17 protein-coding genes are annotated in these 16656 nt (G+C 70.2%); 7 read left to right on the top strand and 10 right to left on the bottom strand.

All coding sequences use genetic code 11. The annotated features are described in order from the left end of the window. Nucleotides 1–8: 8 nt before the first annotated feature. Complete coding sequence (locus IG65_RS0125685; protein ID WP_051756859.1) at nt 9–614, bottom strand: TetR family transcriptional regulator; 606 nt, start codon at nt 612–614, stop codon at nt 9–11. A gap of 134 nt (nt 615–748) precedes the next feature. Here IG65_RS0125685 and IG65_RS0125680 point away from each other — a divergent pair, with 134 nt between their 5' ends. Continuing rightward, entirely contained in the window at nt 749–1543 is a 795-nt protein-coding gene (locus IG65_RS0125680; protein ID WP_030517521.1) for an acyl-CoA thioesterase domain-containing protein, read from the top strand. Between the two features lie 63 nt (nt 1544–1606). Here the strand turns inward: IG65_RS0125680 and IG65_RS0125675 are convergent, their stop codons facing one another. Then, nucleotides 1607–2227, bottom strand: a complete 621-nt coding sequence (locus IG65_RS0125675) for a TetR/AcrR family transcriptional regulator (RefSeq protein ID WP_030517520.1) — start codon at nt 2225–2227, stop codon at nt 1607–1609. Then, nucleotides 2224–3057, bottom strand: coding sequence for an SDR family oxidoreductase (locus IG65_RS0125670; RefSeq protein WP_030517519.1), 834 nt, complete (start codon nt 3055–3057; stop codon nt 2224–2226). The genes IG65_RS0125675 and IG65_RS0125670 overlap by 4 nt, the downstream gene beginning before the upstream one ends. Before the next feature lie 138 nt (nt 3058–3195). Here IG65_RS0125670 and IG65_RS0125665 point away from each other — a divergent pair, with 138 nt between their 5' ends. The 4 genes from IG65_RS0125665 to IG65_RS0125650 are packed head-to-tail and all read left to right on the top strand — an operon-like array spanning nt 3196 to nt 7296. Next, the gene (locus IG65_RS0125665; protein ID WP_030517518.1) at nt 3196–4497 is read left to right on the top strand and encodes an acyl-CoA dehydrogenase family protein; all 1302 of its coding nucleotides are present in this window, start codon (nt 3196–3198) and stop codon (nt 4495–4497) included. Continuing rightward, nucleotides 4494–5510: a phosphotransferase family protein gene (locus tag IG65_RS0125660; RefSeq protein WP_030517517.1), complete on the top strand. Its 1017-nt coding sequence runs from the start codon at nt 4494–4496 to the stop codon at nt 5508–5510. Before IG65_RS0125665 ends, IG65_RS0125660 begins: the two co-directional genes overlap by 4 nt. After that, nucleotides 5507–6304, top strand: a complete 798-nt coding sequence (locus tag IG65_RS0125655; protein WP_030517516.1) for an enoyl-CoA hydratase/isomerase family protein — start codon at nt 5507–5509, stop codon at nt 6302–6304. The genes IG65_RS0125660 and IG65_RS0125655 overlap by 4 nt, the downstream gene beginning before the upstream one ends. Before the next feature lie 5 nt (nt 6305–6309). Next, nucleotides 6310–7296, top strand: coding sequence for an NADPH:quinone oxidoreductase family protein (locus IG65_RS0125650; protein ID WP_030517515.1), 987 nt, complete (start codon nt 6310–6312; stop codon nt 7294–7296). On the opposite strand, the gene IG65_RS0125645 is transcribed toward IG65_RS0125650, so the two are convergent. From IG65_RS0125645 to IG65_RS0125625, 5 genes are all read right to left on the bottom strand, one after another. After that, nucleotides 7293–7799 carry a hypothetical protein gene (locus IG65_RS0125645; RefSeq protein WP_030517514.1) on the bottom strand — a complete coding sequence of 169 codons (507 nt, stop codon included), beginning with the start codon at nt 7797–7799 and terminating at the stop codon, nt 7293–7295. The genes IG65_RS0125650 and IG65_RS0125645 overlap by 4 nt on opposite strands. Further along, the gene (locus IG65_RS0125640; protein WP_030517513.1) at nt 7796–8419 is read right to left on the bottom strand and encodes a TetR/AcrR family transcriptional regulator; all 624 of its coding nucleotides are present in this window, start codon (nt 8417–8419) and stop codon (nt 7796–7798) included. The genes IG65_RS0125645 and IG65_RS0125640 overlap by 4 nt, the downstream gene beginning before the upstream one ends. Nucleotides 8420–8559: 140 nt before the next feature. Further along, a complete protein-coding gene (locus IG65_RS0125635; protein ID WP_036525699.1) occupies nt 8560–9357 on the bottom strand; it encodes an enoyl-CoA hydratase/isomerase family protein in 798 nt (265 codons plus the stop codon). Then, nucleotides 9358–10629, bottom strand: a complete 1272-nt coding sequence (locus IG65_RS0125630; RefSeq protein ID WP_030517511.1) for an acetyl-CoA hydrolase/transferase family protein — start codon at nt 10627–10629, stop codon at nt 9358–9360. Continuing rightward, nucleotides 10626–11783, bottom strand: a complete 1158-nt coding sequence (locus tag IG65_RS0125625) for a CaiB/BaiF CoA-transferase family protein (protein WP_036525705.1) — start codon at nt 11781–11783, stop codon at nt 10626–10628. Before IG65_RS0125625 ends, IG65_RS0125630 begins: the two co-directional genes overlap by 4 nt. Before the next feature lie 208 nt (nt 11784–11991). Here IG65_RS0125625 and IG65_RS0125620 point away from each other — a divergent pair, with 208 nt between their 5' ends. Next, on the top strand, nt 11992–13506 hold the full coding sequence (locus IG65_RS0125620; RefSeq protein ID WP_051756857.1) for a class I adenylate-forming enzyme family protein: 1515 nt from the start codon (nt 11992–11994) through the stop codon (nt 13504–13506). Nucleotides 13507–13554: 48 nt separating this feature from the next. Continuing rightward, entirely contained in the window at nt 13555–14334 is a 780-nt protein-coding gene (locus IG65_RS0125615; RefSeq protein ID WP_030517508.1) for an SDR family NAD(P)-dependent oxidoreductase, read from the top strand. Nucleotides 14335–14348: 14 nt separating this feature from the next. Here the strand turns inward: IG65_RS0125615 and IG65_RS0125610 are convergent, their stop codons facing one another. Then, on the bottom strand, nt 14349–15473 hold the full coding sequence (locus IG65_RS0125610) for an acyl-CoA dehydrogenase family protein (RefSeq protein ID WP_030517507.1): 1125 nt from the start codon (nt 15471–15473) through the stop codon (nt 14349–14351). After that, the gene (locus tag IG65_RS0125605; RefSeq protein ID WP_030517506.1) at nt 15470–16654 is read right to left on the bottom strand and encodes an acyl-CoA dehydrogenase family protein; all 1185 of its coding nucleotides are present in this window, start codon (nt 16652–16654) and stop codon (nt 15470–15472) included. Before IG65_RS0125605 ends, IG65_RS0125610 begins: the two co-directional genes overlap by 4 nt. Between the last annotated feature and the right edge of the window lie 2 nt (nt 16655–16656).

Raw genomic sequence — 16656 nt, 5'->3', positions numbered from 1 at the left:
GCCGTCCGTCACCCCGGGTCACCGGCCCGCTCGCCGTTCCGGAGGGCCCGTTCGGCGCTCACGGCGGTCCTGAGCTCGGCGTATACCTCAGCTATAACGTGTGACAATTCGCGCGTGGAGGAATCGTCGACCCACCGATCGAAGGCGATCCCGAAGACGGTCACCGCGACCCGGGCACAGAGGGTCGCGACGGCCTCCGCGACGCCCGCGGTCCGCAGGGCGTCGGCCAGTTCGCCGCCCAGGACGGCCATTTTCCTGAGTTCCCGCTCCTGCAGCGCGGGGTTGGCCGCGATCACCGCCCGCCGCCGCAGTTGCCACGCCGGCAGATCGGGGATCTGCGCACCGGCCGCCTGGATCGCGGCGACCGCCGTCGCCATCGGGTCCGCATCCGCGGGCGCGGTGGTCACCGCTTCCGCGATCGCGCTGCTCAGCAGGTCCTGACCGCCGAAGAGCACCTCCCGCTTATCGGCGAAATGCCGGAAGAAGGTGCGTTCGGTGAGGCCCGCCCGCTCCGCGATCTCGGCCACCGTCGTTTCGTCGAACCCGCGCTCGGCGTACAGCTCGAGGGCCGCTCGGGCGAGGCGGCCGCGCGCATCGGGTTCCCATCGACTCATGATCCGATCCTAGGTGACGACAGTTGCTGACATTCGACCCGCCGGGAGCTTCACTGGAACCGGTGAGCAGCCTCCGGATTCGGTCCTATAACGTGTTCTAATTCGAGTGGGCCGGGAACGGAAGGGCCGAGGCGATGATGGCATTCTTCAGCCGCGACGAACGGGGATTCGTCGCGGGCGACTTCGCGGTGAGCAAATGGTCGCCCGATCACGTGGCCGGACCCGCGATCTGCGGGCTGCTGGCGCGGGAATTGGAAACCCACTGCCCGGGCGCCGGTTTCGTTCCCGCGCGGCTCACCGCCGATCTGTTCCGCCCGGTGCGGAACGAACCGATCACGGTGCACAGTGCGGTGGTGCGCTCGGGCGCCCGGGTGCGCGTCGCCGACGCGTGGATCACCCAGCAGGACGAGGTGCGGGTGCGAGCGTCGGTGATGTATCTGGCTGTCGCACAGCAACCTCCGGGCCGGATCTGGCAGGCCGAACAGTCCCTGCCGGTGCCCGACCGTCGCCTGGACGCGCCGACCGGCCAGCCACCGCTGTTCAAATGCGGCGACGGCGACTGGTCCGGCGACTTCGCCGCCGCGCAGAACGGGGAGCGCAAATCGGTCTGGCAAAATCTGCCGCCGCTGGTCGAGAGTGAGGCGATCACGCCGTTCCAGCGCGCGGCGTTCCTGGCCGATACCACCAATCTGGTCTGCAACTGGGGCACCGAGGGCGTCGGCTACATCAACAGCGACGTCACTCTCACCCTGACCCGGCTGCCGGAGGGGCGAGAGCTGGGATTGCATGCGCAGGACCATATGTCGGCCGACGGCATCGCGGTCGGCACCGCCACCCTCTACGACCGGACCGGACGGATCGGCACCTGCGTCGTCACCGCGCTGGCCAACGCCGCCCGCCAAGTGGATATGGCCGAGACCAGGGTCTGAACGCCCCATCCGGTCGTGGCCGTGCGGCTCCCACCACAACGGCCGCTCACCGCGCTCGCGCCCTCAGTGGGCCGGGCGCGCCGCGCGCAGACAGAAGTCGGTGACGCGTTCCACGTCCCCCGCGGTCGGTTCGACTCGCCGCCACAGCAGTTCGGCGAGGCGGCCCACCACCGCGTGCGCAGCGAGCGCGGCATCGATATCCGGGTGCTCGCAACCCACTGCGGCGAACGGCGCCCGCAACAACTCGGCGAGCCGGGAACTGGCCTCCGGCGGTCCGGTCACCAGCCCCTGCGCCAGACCGCCGGCATTCCACATCACCGCCCGGGTGGTCGCGGCGACCTCTCCGACCCCCTGGGACAGCACGCCGTCCACCCATTCGCGCACCGCCTCCTCGGGGGTGGGCCGCTTGCCCATCCGATGGTCCAGATAGTCCACCAGCCGGGCGGTTCCGTCTTCGAGGAGGGCGGCGACGAGCGCGTCCTTGGAGGCGAAATGACGGTAGAAGGCATCGTTGGACAAGCCGGCGACGGCGACGATATCGGCGACCCGCGGCCGCGACTCGGTGCCGCAGCGCCGCATCACCGCCAGCCCGGCATCCAGCAGCCGCCGCACCTCGGCGGTGTAGGCGGCGCCGCGTTCGGCCAGTGCCCGCTGGGCGATCCGGGCCGCGACGTCGTCGCTCACCGCCGCGCGTCCGGCCCGGCCCGCAGCGCCGCCGTCACGCCGCCGTCGACGACCAGGTCGGTGCCGTTGAGGAAGCTCGCCGCGTCGGAGAGCGCGAAGGCCACCACGGCCGCCACCTCTTCGGGACGCCCTTCGCGGCGCAACGGCGTGCGCTCGACCAACTGTCGCATGGTGGCGTGTTCGGCTGCTTCCTGGCGGCCCTGCGGGGTGTCGATGATGCCGGGCGAGACCGAGCAGATCCGCCCTCCGGCGGGACCCAGCCGCACCGCCTCCCGCCAGACCAGCCGCTGCACACCGCGTTTGGCCCACCCGTAGGCGATGCCCGGATGCTCCACCGCCGGGCCCACGGCCTCGCGGATCCGGTCGAGGAAATGCTCGTGCAGCGGATCGTCGAGCACGGCGAGGGCGGCGGGATCCGGTGGGTTCGGATCCAGCAGCGGCGCCATCGAGGCGAACACCACCGTCGCCGCGCCCGGACCGACCAGGGGCCGCAACGCGTCCAGCAGGTGGACGGTGCCGATCAGGTCCACGGTGAAGATGCGGCGCCAGTCCGCCATCGTGGGCGAGATCCCCGCCGCATGCGCGACGGCACGCAATTGCCCTCGGCCGCCGACATATTCCGCCAGTTCCGAGACCCGCTCGCGATCGGCGACGTCGACCACGAACGCCTCGGCCCGGGTATGCCCGGACGTCAGCTGCTGCGCGGCCGCGGCCGCACCCGCCTCGTCCCGATCGGCCAGTACCAGCACATCCACCCGTTGCGCCAGCGCGCGGGCACATTCCAGGCCCATCCCGCGTCCCGCGCCGGTCACCAGCCCTACCGCTGTCATCCTCGATCACCTTCGTTCTGTCGTTCGTCACCCGGCGCCGCCCTCATCCGTTCCCGCTCGCCGAAATGACAGTCGCCATGCCAAGAATGTTATTCTTCATCACGAGAACTATATTTCCATCGAATGGGAGGAGGCGCAATGGCGTGGGACTTCGAGACCGATCCGCAGTTCCAGCGGAAGCTGGACTGGGCCGATGCGTTCGTCCGCGAGGAGGTCGAACCGCTCGACCTGATCTGGCCGCACGAGCAGTTCGTGCCGCCGGACCCGGCCCGCCGCGCCGTGCTCGATCCGCTCAAACAGCAGGTGCGCGACCAGGGGCTGTGGGCCACGCATCTGGGCCCCGATCTCGGCGGGCAGGGCTACGGGCAGCTGAAACTGGCGCTGCTGAACGAGATTCTGGGGCGGTCGTCGTGGGCGCCGGTGATCTTCGGATGCCAGGCGCCCGATACCGGCAACGCCGAGATCATCGCGCATTTCGGCACCGAGGAGCAGAAGCGGCGCTACCTGCGGCCGCTGCTCGCGGGTGACCTGTTCTCCAGCTATTCGATGACCGAACCGCAGGCCGGCGCCGACCCGACCCGGTTCACCACCTCCGCCGTGCGCGACGGCGACGACTGGATCATCAACGGCTGGAAGTTCTTCTCCTCCAACGCGGCCACCGCAGCCTTTCTCATCGTCATGGTGGTGACCGATCCGAATGTCAGTGCCTACCAAGGCATGTCGATGTTCCTGGTTCCGACCGACACTCCCGGTGTTCGCATCGAACGCAATGTCGGGCTCTACGGCGAGCCGCTCGACGGCGGCGCGCACGCGCTGATCCACTACGACAATGTGCGCGTGCCGGATTCGGCACTGCTGGGCGGCGCCGGACAGGCGTTCGCCATCGCGCAGACCCGGCTCGGCGGTGGCCGCATCCATCACGCCATGCGCACCATCGGACTGGCCCGCAGCGCCCTGGACATGATGTGCGAGCGGGCACTGAGCCGCGAAACGGCGGGCAGCCGGTTGTCGGACAAACAGTTCGTGCAGGGCTATATCGCCGATTCCTACGCCCAGCTGCAACAGTTCCGGCTGTTCGTGCTCTACACCGCGTGGGAGATCGACAAATACAACGACTACCGCAAGGTGCGCAAGGACATCGCCGCGGTGAAGGTCGTGATGCCGACCGTGCTGCACGACATCGCCTGGCGCGCGATGCAGGTGCACGGTGCGCTCGGGGTCACCAACGAGATGCCGTTCTTCACCATGATCCACGGCGCCGGGGTGATGGGGCTGGCCGACGGGCCCACCGAGGTGCACAAGGGCACCGTCGCCAAACAGGTACTGCGCGAGTACCGCCCGAGCGAGGATCTGTGGCCGAGCCAGTGGATTCCGAAGAAGCTCGACGCCGCGCGCGCGAAATTCGCCGACTATCTCGAACACGAAGTAGGTAACCAGTGATCGACACCGCCCGCCTCGCCGAGTGGATGGACGCCCGCGACCTGCCCGGCCGCGGCGAACCGGCGCAGGCCCGGTTCCTCTCCGGCGGCACCCAGAACGAGATCTATCTGATCGATCGCGGCGACCATCGCTGCGTCCTGCGCATCCCGCCCGCCGGCGCACCACCCGAACGCGACGCCGGGATCGAGCGGGAGTGGCGGATCACCGCTGCCCTCGAGGGCACCGACGTGCCGCATACGCCCGCCGTCGCGGTCTGCACCGACCATTCCGTACTGGGCCGCACCTTCTACCTGATGGGCTATGTGGACGGCTGGTCGCCGATGGACAGCAAACGCTGGCCGGCGCCGTTCGACACCGACCTCGGCGCCCGGGCCGGCCTGGCCTACCGGCTCGCCGAAGGTATCGCCCTGCTGTCGCGAGTCGACTGGCGCGCCAAGGGATTACAGGATCTGGGCCGCCCCGACGGCTTCCACGAACGGCAGGTCCAGCGCTGGACCGACTTCTTCGCCCGCCACCGCGGCCGCGACCTCGACGGGATGGCCGAGGCCACCGCATGGCTGCGCGCGCACCGGCCTCTCGACTACATCCCGGGCCTCATGCACGGTGACTACCAGTTCGCCAACGTCATGTTCGAACACGGCGCCCCCGCCCGGCTGGCGGCGCTGGTCGACTGGGAGATGGGAACGGTGGGCGATCCGAAACTCGATCTCGCCTGGATGGTGCAGAGTTGGCCGGAGGACACCTCCGCACCGGAGGCCGCGGGGGTGAGTTATGTGGATCTGCGCGGTATGCCGTCGCGCGACCAGCTGGTCGCGCACTACGCGGACGTGTCCGGCCGCCAGGTCGACGACCTCGACTACTACCTGATCCTGGCGAAATGGAAGCTGGCGATCGTGCTGGAACGCGGTTTCCAGCGCGCCGGAGACGACGTCAAATTGCAGTCCTTCGGCCCGATCGTGCCGAAGTTGATGCGCGAGGCCGCCGACCTCGCCGAGAGTACGGAGTACCGATGAGCACCACCGAATCCACCGACCAGGTCGTCGTCGAGCGCCGCGACGCGGTGCTGATCGCGCGGATCAACCGTCCCGATGCGCGAAACGCACTCAACGGCAGCGTATTACGCGGTCTCGGCGCGGCGGTGCTGACCGCCGAAACCGATCCGGAGATCCGCGCACTGGTGCTCACCGGTACCGGCGACCGCGCGTTCTGTGCCGGGATGGATCTGCGCGAATTCTCCGACGGCTCCGGCACACACGCGGCGTCACCCGAGGAACGCAGCGCTCTCGAGGCCTACGCCCGCATGGCTTCGGGCCGCACGCCGGTTCCGGTCATCGGCGCCGCCAATGCCACCGCGGTGGGCGGCGGCCTGGAACTGCTCATGGGCTGCGATGTGATCGTGGCCTCCGCGGCAGCGAAGTTCGGGCTCCCCGAGGTGAAGCGTGGACTTTTCGCCGCGGGCGGTGGCACCGGTATCGGCACGCGCATTCCCCTCGGCATCGCTCTCGAATTGCTGCTGACCGGACAGCTCATCGATGCCGAGCGCGCCGAACGGATCGGTCTGGTGAACGCGGTAGCCGCACCGGCGGACGTTCTCGACACCGCGGTTGCCCTCGCGACCACTGTCGCCGCCAACGCACCGCTCGGCTTGGCGGCCTCCAAGGAACTCGCCCGCCTCGCGGTCACCGACGACGCCGCGGCCACCGAACGCCTGAAGCATTGGCAGACCGCGGTTTTCGCCAGCGCCGACGCCACGGAGGGCGCCCGCGCATTCCTGGAACGCCGCACACCCCGCTGGCAGGGCAAGTGAGCCGGATGCGCGCGGCGGTGTGCCCGGAGTACGGGCCACCGGAGGTGGTCCGCATCGAGGAGCGGCCGGTTCCCGAACCGGTCACCGGTGAGGCCCGGGTGCGGGTGCACGCCGCCGCGGTCAACTTTCCCGATGTCCTGCTCGTGGCGAACGAGTATCAGATCAGCGTGCCCCCACCGTTCGTCCCGGGCAGCGAATTCGCCGGCGAGGTCGTCGCACTCGGTCCCGGCTGCGGGCCGATCGCGATCGGCGATCGCGTGTGCGGCACCGGCCTGCACGGCGCGTTCGCCGAACAGATCACGGTCCCGGCCGGCAAGCTGACGCGCGTTCCCGACGGCGTCGATTTCGCCGACGCGGCCGCCTTCGGTGTCACGTATCGCACTGCGTACCACTGCATTCGGTCGGTAGCGCGGGTGTCGGCGGGTGCGGAGCTGATCGTGCTCGGCGCCGGGGGTGGCGTCGGGTCGGCGGCGGTCGCGCTCGGTGCCCGGCTCCGGCTGTCGGTGACCGCGGTGGCCTCCTCCCCCGCCAAACTCGAGGTGGCGAGATCTCTCGGGGCCGCGCATCTGATCGAGCACCGCGGTGGGAATCTGCGCGACGGGTTACGTGCCGCGCTGCCGGGGGGCGCGGATGCGGTCATCGATCCGGTCGGCGGCGAGCTCAGCGAACCGGCGCTGCGGTCGTTGCGCCGCGGCGGGCGTTTCGTCACGGTCGGTTATGCCTCCGGCACGGTTCCCCGGATTCCGCTGAATCTGGTGCTGGTCAAGGGCATTCACGTGCTCGGCTTCCAGTTCCAGGATATCGATCGGGCCGAATTCGATCGCAACGAGCGCGAACTCGGCCGACTGCTGGCCGACGGCCTGCGCCCGCATATCGGCGCCCGGTTCGCGCTGTCCGACTCCGCCGCGGCCCTCCGGCTGGTCGCCGACGGGCACGCGGTCGGAAAGGTCGTCATCGACATCGACGAGGGCGGCGACAGGGCGGGCGGTTAACCCGCCACCGGCACCAGATCCACCGGCGGCGCCCACACCGGCGCTCCGCTGCGGAAGGTCTCCAGCGGAGCCACCGAGGTGGCCGGTATCCCCGCGGCGGCGAGGGCCTGGCGCTTGAAAGCCCGTGCGGCGACACTCAATCGGTGCTGCACGGTATCGACCCGGCAGTCGAGTTCGTCGGGACAGAACTCGCCGAGCAGCGTGACCTCGGACAGTCCGCGGTCGAGTGTGTCGAGGACGCCGCAGCGAATGCGGTGATCGGTTTCGAACAGTTCGCCGGCCAGCGCCACCGCGTGTGGGTGCGGGCTGTGGACGGGCGAGGACAGCGAATCCTCCATATCGAGTACCACGGCGCCGAGAATCTCGAGCGCGCGGGCGTGGGTGGGATCGTTGACGATGACGGTGACCTCCCAGCCCGCCATCCCGCGATCGAACAGCCAGCCGCCGGCGCAGCGCACCACCTCGGTCACCGTCGGCGCCACCACACCCAGCCGGTACCTCAATGGACGTCGCTGCGCGTCAGCTCGCGTTCGAGCGACCGAGCGTACTCCTGGAACACCTTGGTCAGTGGAATCGAGGGATCGAGCAGCCATGACGTTTCCATTCCATTGAGAAAAGCGACTATCTCCACAGCCTTGACGGCAGGGTCCACATCGGCGCTGTAGCGCCCGCAGCGCTGTCCGCGCCGGATACTGTCGGCAACCTGATCGGTCGCCGCGCGGTAGCGATCGAGCAGGCGATCGTGCAGCGGCGCATCGGGTTCCAGATTCTCGATCAGCAGCACGGCGTACATGCCGATCAGATCGGGTGCGCGGCGGAAGCGATCGGCGACACCGGCGATCTGTTCGGGCAGTTCACCTTCCAGATCCGCATGCAGTTCGTCGTCGGTGTCGCGGGCCTCCAGGACCGCGTGCAGCAGTTGATCCTTCGATTCGAAGTGGTGCAGCAGCCCGGCCGGGGTGACTCCGGCCTCCCGGGCGATCTGCGCGAGCGTGGTCGACCGCCACCCGTTGCGGGCGAGCATCCGCTGCGCCACGGCGAGGATGCGCAGCTTGCGCTCCTCCCCCTTGGCGAGCAGCGTGTCGTAGGCCCGAACGTTGGCTGGCCGTCGCTGACCGGACACCGAACTCCTTTGGTCGAAGCAACCTACTGAACACACAGTAGGTCGGTTTGGCCTGTGTGACAAGGGTCTCATTTGTGCCGACTTTTGCCGCAGGTCACATCCGACGCGGCAGGCGCATGACACGACCCGCCCGGCATCGGTCAACGCCCCTTCCACACCGGTGCCCGGCGCGCGGCGAAGGCCGCCGGGCCCTCCTGCGCATCCTCGCTGTGATAGCAGCGTTCACTGGCCGCGCGGGCCGCCTGCAGGGCCGCCGAACGGCCCATCTCGGTGGCGAGCATAACCGTCTCGCGGGCGGCGCGAACCGAAAGCGGTGCGCCGCTGAGGATTTCGCGAGCCAGCTCGATCGCGGTGTCCAGCAGTCGTTCGGGTTCGGCGAGGCGATTGACCAGGCCGATCTCGTAGGCTCGCCGCGCGTCGATGGGGGCGCCGGTCAAGAGCAGCTCCATCATGACGCGCTGCGGGATCATGTGGATCAGCGGCGCCGCCCACGGGGAACTGCGGCCGACCTTCACCTCGGTGACCGCGAAACGCGCGGTCGTCGCCGCGACGCACAGATCGCAGGCCTGCGCGATCATCCATCCGCCGGCGAACGCGGCGCCGTTCACCGCGGCGATGGTCGGTTTCGACAACTCGACGGTGTCGTACGGCAGCGGGTACATGTCACGTGGTGGCACCTGCATCCCGGTGGCGACCATCTCCTTCAGATCACCGCCGGCGCAGAAGGCCTTGTCCCCCGCGCCGGTGAGGATCGCGATCCGCAGCGCCGCGTCGTGTTCGAAACGGTCCCAGGCGGCGAACAGCCCCGCACGGATGTCGGCGTCCAGGCAATTGCGGGTGGCGGGGCGGTTCAGGGTGATGACGGCGATGCCGTCGGCGCGGGCGTCGAACAGCACCGCCTCGCCGCCGGGCGCATCGGTCGCGGGTGTGCCGGCCATTCAGAATCCTCGCTTCGTGATCTCGGCCGCGGCCCGTTCCAGGTCTTCGCGGAAATCGGGATGGGCGATCGCGGTCAACCGGCGCGCCCGCTCGGCGAGCGTGCGCCCCGCGAGCTCGGCCGCGCCGAATTCGGTGACGACGATGTCGGTTTCGCTGCGTGCGGTGGTGACCGGACCCGACAGAGTGGCGCTGATCCGGCTCACGGTGCCGCCCTTCGCGGTGGCGGGCAGTGCGATGATGGCGTGCCCACCGCGGGCGCGGGCCGCGCCGCGCACGAAATCGACCTGCCCGCCGGTGCCACCGAGATATGCGGTTCCGTGCTGTTCGGCGTTGACCTGTCCGGTGAGGTCGACCTCCACCGCGGAATTGATCGACACCAGATCGTCGAGCCGGGCCAGCACCGCGGCATCGTGGGTATAGGTGGCCGGGCACATGCGGATCGACGGGTTGCGATCGGCGAAATCGTAGAGCCGGCGGGTGCCGATGAGCGCACCCGTCACCGAGACGCCGGTGTCGATGGGCTTGCGCGCGTTGGTGATCGCGCCCGCCTCGACCAGATCCACCAGGCCGTCGCCCACCATCCCGGAATGGACGCCGAGATCCACCCGGTCGCTCAGCATCCGGAACAGCGCGTCGGGCACCGCGCCGATGCCGGTCTGCACCACGGCGCCGTCGCCGATGTAGGCGGCCGCATGCCGGGCGATCGCCTCGTCGACGGCCCCGATCCGCGGCGGGGCGACGGTGACCGGTGGTCGCGAGACCTCGACGGCGTAGTCGATCGCGCTGCCGGGAATCGATTCGCCGTAGGTCCACGGCACCTGTTCGTTGATCTCGGCGACCACCACCCGCGCGGCGCGCACCGCCGCGGCGACATGGTCGCTCACCAGCCCGAGGCTGTGGTCGCCGTGCCGGTCGGCGGGTGCGACCTGAACGAAGGCGCAATCGCAGTGCAGCGCACCGGATTCGAGCATCGGCCCGATCTGCCCCACATGGCAGGCGATCACCTCCAGCGCATGCGCGGCGGTGAGGCCGCGCAGCGCGCCGATCGCGCCCATACTGCACATTCGCAGGCCCGCGGTGGCGGCCGGGGTGAACGATCCGGAGAAGCTGGTGGCGATGAAGGCGCTCAGCCCGCCGATGCCCGCGGCCTGCCGCAACAGCGCTTCGACCAGCGTCGGCGGTTCGCCGCAGGCCTGCCCGATCACGAGATGGTCGCCGGGCCGGAGGAATTCGCTCAGATCCAGATCCGCGGGATCGCGCACGACCGTCATGCGGCGCCGCCGCTTTCACCGGCGCGCGCGAAACCGCTGTCCCGATCGCCCACGAGTTCGGCGGTGTGCGCACCCAGCCGCGGCGCCGGCCCGGCCACGCGACCGGGCGTGCGGGAGAACCACGCGGGCGGCCCCGGGAACCGCACCGGACCGTTCGGCGTATCGACGGTTTCGAAGAAGCCGACCGCCTCGAGATGCGGATTGTGGAACAGCGCCTCCAGCGAATTCACCGGCGCGGCGGGGATGTCGAGCGCACCGAGCAGCTCCAGCCACTGCTGTGTCGTGCGTTCCCGGAACGTGTCGGCCAGCAGGGCGTAGACCTCGTCGATCCGCGCCGCGCGCTGCGCCAGGGTGGCGAATTCGGATGTGGCCCAGGGCGGGCGCACCGCGTCGACGAACGCGTTCCACTGTTTGTCGTTGTAGACCAGCGCCGCGAGATATCCGTCGGCGGTGCGGTAGGGCTTGCGGTCGGGCGTGAGCGCACGGGGATATCCCGGCGGCGCGAGCGCCGGTTCGAACAGCGCGCCCGCGGCGTGCTCCACGAGCATGAACGCCGCCATCGTCTCGAACATGGCGACCTCGACCTCTTGGCCCTCGCCGGTGCGTTCCCGGTGGAACAGCGCCATGACCGTCGCGTACAGGGCGGTCAGGCCGGCCACCTTGTCGGCCATGATGGTGCCGACGTACGCGGTGTTGCCGGTCAGGCGCTGTTGCACATAGGGCAGTCCGCATTCGGCCTGGACGGTGTCGTCGTAGGCGGTGCGGTCCGCGGCCGGGCCGCGGCGGCCGTAGCCGTAGCAGTTGGTGTAGACGATCGCCGGGTTCAGTGCCGCCACCGCGGGATAGTCGAAGCCCAGCGCCGCGATCGCCCGCCCGCGCATCGAATGGATGAAGACGTCGCCACCGCGGATCAGGTCGCGCAGCGCCGCCTTGCCGGGCTCGGTGCGCAGATCCAGCACCACGCTGCGCTTACCGCGGTTGACGTTGACGAACACCCCGCCCATGCCGGGTTCCGGCCCGGCGGAGATGTAGCGGGTGTTGTCCCCGGCGGGCGGCTCGACCTTGATCACCTCCGCGCCCATATCGGCCATGATCTGAGTGCAGTACGGGCCCATGACCATGGCGGTCAGGTCGATGACCCGCACTCCCGCCAGCGGACCGGCGGCGGTGTTCGACGGCTGCATGATCGGTGCCTCCTCGCTCGACACTCCCCGCACGACGACCGGCCCCGGACGGGTGCGACGACGGCGTCCGGGCACGCTGAATCGAGGCCCACCGGCCGCGGAGTCGCGAACGGGCCTCTGGGGCAACATCTTCAGGCTATCTGATGAATCTTTACAAGGATAGTGATATCAAGGTTCGGTGGGCAGTGACAACAACGGCGTGCGGATTCCCGCATCGGTGGCCACGATCCTCGATCCGGTGCTGGCCACCCGCCCCGACGCCACCGCGATCGAAGCGGCATCGGGGGCGTGGACGTATGCCGAACTCGACGCCGCGGCGGCGCGTGCGGCCGGTGCGCTGTGGCATCTGGGGGTGCGCCCGGGCGATCGGGTCGCGGCGTGTCTGCCCAACGACCTGCCCATCGTGGCGGCCTTTCACGGCGCGCAGCGGATCGGCGCGGTATGGGCGGGAATCGGCGAGGCGTCCGCGGAATCCGAACAGCAACTGCTGTGCGATCTGGTGGAGCCGTCGGTCGTCCTGGCGGGGCCGCGATTCGACGCGCGGGTCGCACGGGCGGTCGATCCCGACCGGTGGGCCGGGCTGCTCCGTGCGGCGGATCCGGCACCACGGGTCGAGACCGATCCCGACGCGCCGGCCGGGATCGCCTTCACCAGCGGCACCTCCGGCGTTCCCAAGGCGGTCGTGCATTCCCAGCGCGGAATGCTGCTGCCGGGTGCGGTCACGGTCGCGACCCGCGGCTGGGGGCCGGATCTGCGCCGCGGTGACAGTTTCGCCCTGACCATTCTCAACATGATGATCCTGTCCACTCTCACCACCGCGCAGGCGGGCGGGACCGCGGTGATCATGAATCGCCGCGACGCCGAGGGCGTGGCGGAATGGATTGCCGCGCATCGGGTTACGGTGTGGAACGGAGCGCCCGCCCAGCTCTACGACCTGGCCCGCCGCAGCGCCGATCTGAGCTCGCTGCGTGAGGTGTGGAGCGGCGGCGGCGACACCTCCGACGCCGTGCGCGACGCCTTCGCCGAGGCGCACGGTCTGATTCCGCGGGTCACCTACGGGCTCACCGAGGCGCCGACCGTGGTGTCGATCGACCCACCCGGATCGGCGTGGCGGCCGGGTACGAGCGGCAGGGTGACACCGCAATTCGACGTCGCCGCCTACGACGACGAGGGCCGCCGCCTGCCCGCCGGTGAACCGGGTGAACTCCGGCTGGCCTCCGCACCGGCCGGGCCGTGGGCGGGCCGATGGGCTCCGATGCTGGGCTATTGGTCCGACGGCCGGGTACGTCCGGGCGAACCGCCGCCGCTGCCGACCGGCGATATCGGAACCGTGGACGAGCAGGGCTGGCTGCGGGTGATCGACCGCAAGAAGCTGGTGATCATCCGGGGCGGCGCGAACGTCTATCCGCTCGAGGTGGAACGCGTCATCACCGGACATCCGGGAGTGGCCGCGGCCGCGGTCTGCGGGATACCCGACGAACGGCTCGGCCAGCGCGTCGCTGCTGTCGTCGAAAGTTCCGGCCCGGCACTGGATTTCGATGCGCTCACGGCCTGGTGCCGGCGCGAACTCGCGAGCTACAAGGTGCCCGAGCGCTGGGTTCGGGTGCCGGCGCTGCCGGTGAATGCGATGGGCAAGATCCAGCGCACCGAACTCGCGGCGCTGGTGACCGCAGGGCTCGGGGAACCGTCGTGAACGTCCGGCGCACCTCATGAAACCTGCTGCGGCGAAAGGAAATACGCGGTGACCGGACAGCACAACTCCGGCGGGGCGGACGTCTTCGACCTGAAGGGCCGGGTCGCGATCGTGACCGGCGCGTCGACGGGCCTGGGGGCAGCCGTGGCCCGCACCCTCGCCGGACTCGGCGCGCGGGTAGCGGTGGTGGCGCGCCGGGGTGATCGGCTGCAGGAACTGGCCGAGGAGATCGACGGCCTCGCCGTCACCGCCGACCTGTCGGAGCTGGAACGGGTCGGCGCCATCGCCGAGGCCACGGCCGCCGGGCTCGGTCCACCGGAAATACTGGTCAACGCGGCGGGCACCATGTTCACCGAGGAACGCGCGGAAGCCGAACCGCTGCCCGCCATCCGGTCCACCCTGGAGCTGAATCTGGCCGCACCGCTGCTGCTGTCGCAGGCGGTGTTCGAGCATATGCGCGCGGTCGGCCGCGGCAGTATCGTCAACATCTCCTCGATCAGCGGCCGGGTGGGCATCCCCGGCATCCCGCAGGCGTCCTACGCCGCCAGCAAGGCCGGATTGTCCGGTCTGACAGCCGAATTGGCGGTCCAGTGGGCCCGCCACTCCATCCGGGTGAACACGGTCGCGCCGGGCTTCTTCCGCAGCGAGATCACCGCCCCGCTCTACGACAACGAGCGTCCCCGCGAATACCTCCGCCGCAACACTCCCCTGCCGCGCCACGGCACACCGGAGGACGTGGTGGGCGCGGTCGCCTGGCTGGCCGGTGACGCCGCGGGCTACGTGACGGGCCAGACCATCGTCGTCGACGGTGGGTGGACCGCCCGCTGACCCGCAGTCACTCCTCAGGGTGTGAAGCCCGGATCCCGGTAGCGGCGGGCGAGGTGCGCCCGATGGTCGGCCGGAGATCCGAACAGCGCGCGGTTGAGGGTGGCGCGTTCCAGGTAGCGGTGGATGCCGCTCTCCCAGGTGTATCCCATTCCGCCGTGCAGTTGCATGGCCTTTCCGGCGATGTCGACGGCGGCGGCACAGGCGTGGGATTTGGCTCGGGCGATCGCGATCCACGCATCCGCGGCGCCCAGCACATGTGCGGCCATGGCGTCGTCGACGAGCCGGCCGGCGACGCGCACGGCAACGAGCATATCGGCGCACGCGTGTTTCACCGCCTGGAACGAGCCGACGGGGCGGCCGAATTGTTCGCGGGTGCGCACATGGGTGACGGTGGCGTCCAGCGCCGCCTCGGCGAGTCCGACGCTGTCGATGGCGGTGGCCAGCGCGGCCCGCTCGAACAGCGCTCGGAGCGGGTCGGCATCGGCCCAGCGCCACACCGATTCCGCCCCGATGCGGGCGTCCTCGGCGCGCACCGCACCGACGCTGCGGGTCCCGTCGAGAATCGGCTGCTCGGCGACCGCGATACCGGGTGCGCCGGGTGATACCGCCACCAGAACCGTCGATCCGTCCGGTTCCGCCGCCGGAATCAACAAGGTGGTCGCTACGGTGGTGTCGGCGACGAATTCTGTTGCACCGCAGATGTATATCGCGTTGTCGCGCCGCTCCAGCCGGAACGGCGCGAACCCGCCGGCCCCGCCCCACGGCGGCGCGGCTTCCCCGCCCGCGACCACGATCGGCACGGCCGCGCCGTCGGCCGCCGCGCGCAACAGCCGGTCGCGTGCGGCGCCCGGCGCCGCCGCGGCGAGCGCGGGCAGCGCCAGCACCGCCATCGAGGCGTAGGGGCTGCGGGTGAGGGCGCGGCCCATTTCCCGCAGCACCACCGCCACTTCGGCGAATGTCGCGGCGGCACCGTCGAATTCGGGGGCCACCTCGAGACCCGGCCACCCCGAGGCCGCGATCGGCGTCCAGTCCTGTGGCTCGCCCGGTGCGGTCGCGCCGAGTACGCGCCGTGCCACCGCGCGCAGGTCGTCGTGCAATTCCGCGAAGCCGGTCACCGGCTCCGACAGCTGTCCGGTCATCGCGGCACCACCGGTTCCCGGGGCAGGCCGAGTCCGCGTTCCCCGATGATGGTGCGCTGGATCTCGCTGGTGCCGCCGGGAATGGTCCACTCCCACGAGCCGAGGAAATCGAGCATCCAGGCCCCCGACTCCCACCCGCTGGATCGCGGTTTGCGCAGCACCGTATGGGCGCTCACGCCGGCCACCTCCGTCCCGAAGTCCGTCATCCGCTGCAGCAGTTCGCTGTAGTACAGCTTCACGATCGAGGCGTCGGCCGGGCCGGGCCGCTCGGCCGCGACCAGATCCGCGCACATTCCCCGCAGGCCGGTCAGTTCGGTTTCCAGCTGCGCCACCCGGTCGGCGACCGCTGGATCGTCCAGCGCACACCCGCCGCCGGGGCGCGGTCGCGCGCACAGTTGGACCAGTCGCCGGAAACCGCCGTGCGCCAGCCGTTCCGCCAGCTCGAGCATCGTCAACCCGCGTTCGGTGCCCAGTGTTCGCTGCGCCACCTGCCAGCCCTCATGCTCGGGACCGATGAGATTCGCCGCCGGAATCTCGACGTCGTCGAGGACGATCTCGCAGAAATGCCACTCCCCGGTGGCCTGCCGGATCGGTCGCACGTCCACTCCGGGCGAGCGCATATCGAGCAGGAAGTACGAAATACCGTGCCGCTGCGGAGCTTTCGGGTCGGTGCGGGCCAGTAGCAGGCACCAGTCCGCGAACGCCGCGCCGCTGGCCCAGAGTTTGCGGCCGTTGACCACGTAGCTGTCGCCGCGGCGGCGGGCGGAGGTGCGCAAGGCCGCCATATCCGATCCGGCGTCCGGTTCGGAGAAGCCCTGACACCAGATCTCCCCGTCCAGAATCGCGGGCAGATGCCGCTCGCGTTGCGCGGCGGTACCCGCGGCCAGCAGCGTCGCGGCCGCATGATGGATCGAGACGAACGCCAGCACCAGCCGCGGCGCGTCGTGCGCGGCGAGTTCGGAGTACAGCACCGCCTGCTGTGCGACCGGCATGCCGCCGCCCCACTCGCCCGGCCAGTGCGGCACCGCGAAGCCCGCGGCACGCAGGCGCTGGAACCACTCCCGCTGAAATTCGACGAATTCCGCGTCGGTGGCGCCGGTCTGGCGCGCCCGCCAGTCGGGCGGGATATTCGCCGCACACCAGTGCCGCACCTGCTCCCGGAATTCGGCCGCTGCCTCCATCG

This window comes from Nocardia sp. NRRL WC-3656, assembly GCF_000720265.1.
GTDB classification, from domain to species: domain Bacteria; phylum Actinomycetota; class Actinomycetes; order Mycobacteriales; family Mycobacteriaceae; genus Nocardia; species Nocardia nova.
This window is presented reverse-complemented; position numbering and strand designations above follow the sequence as displayed.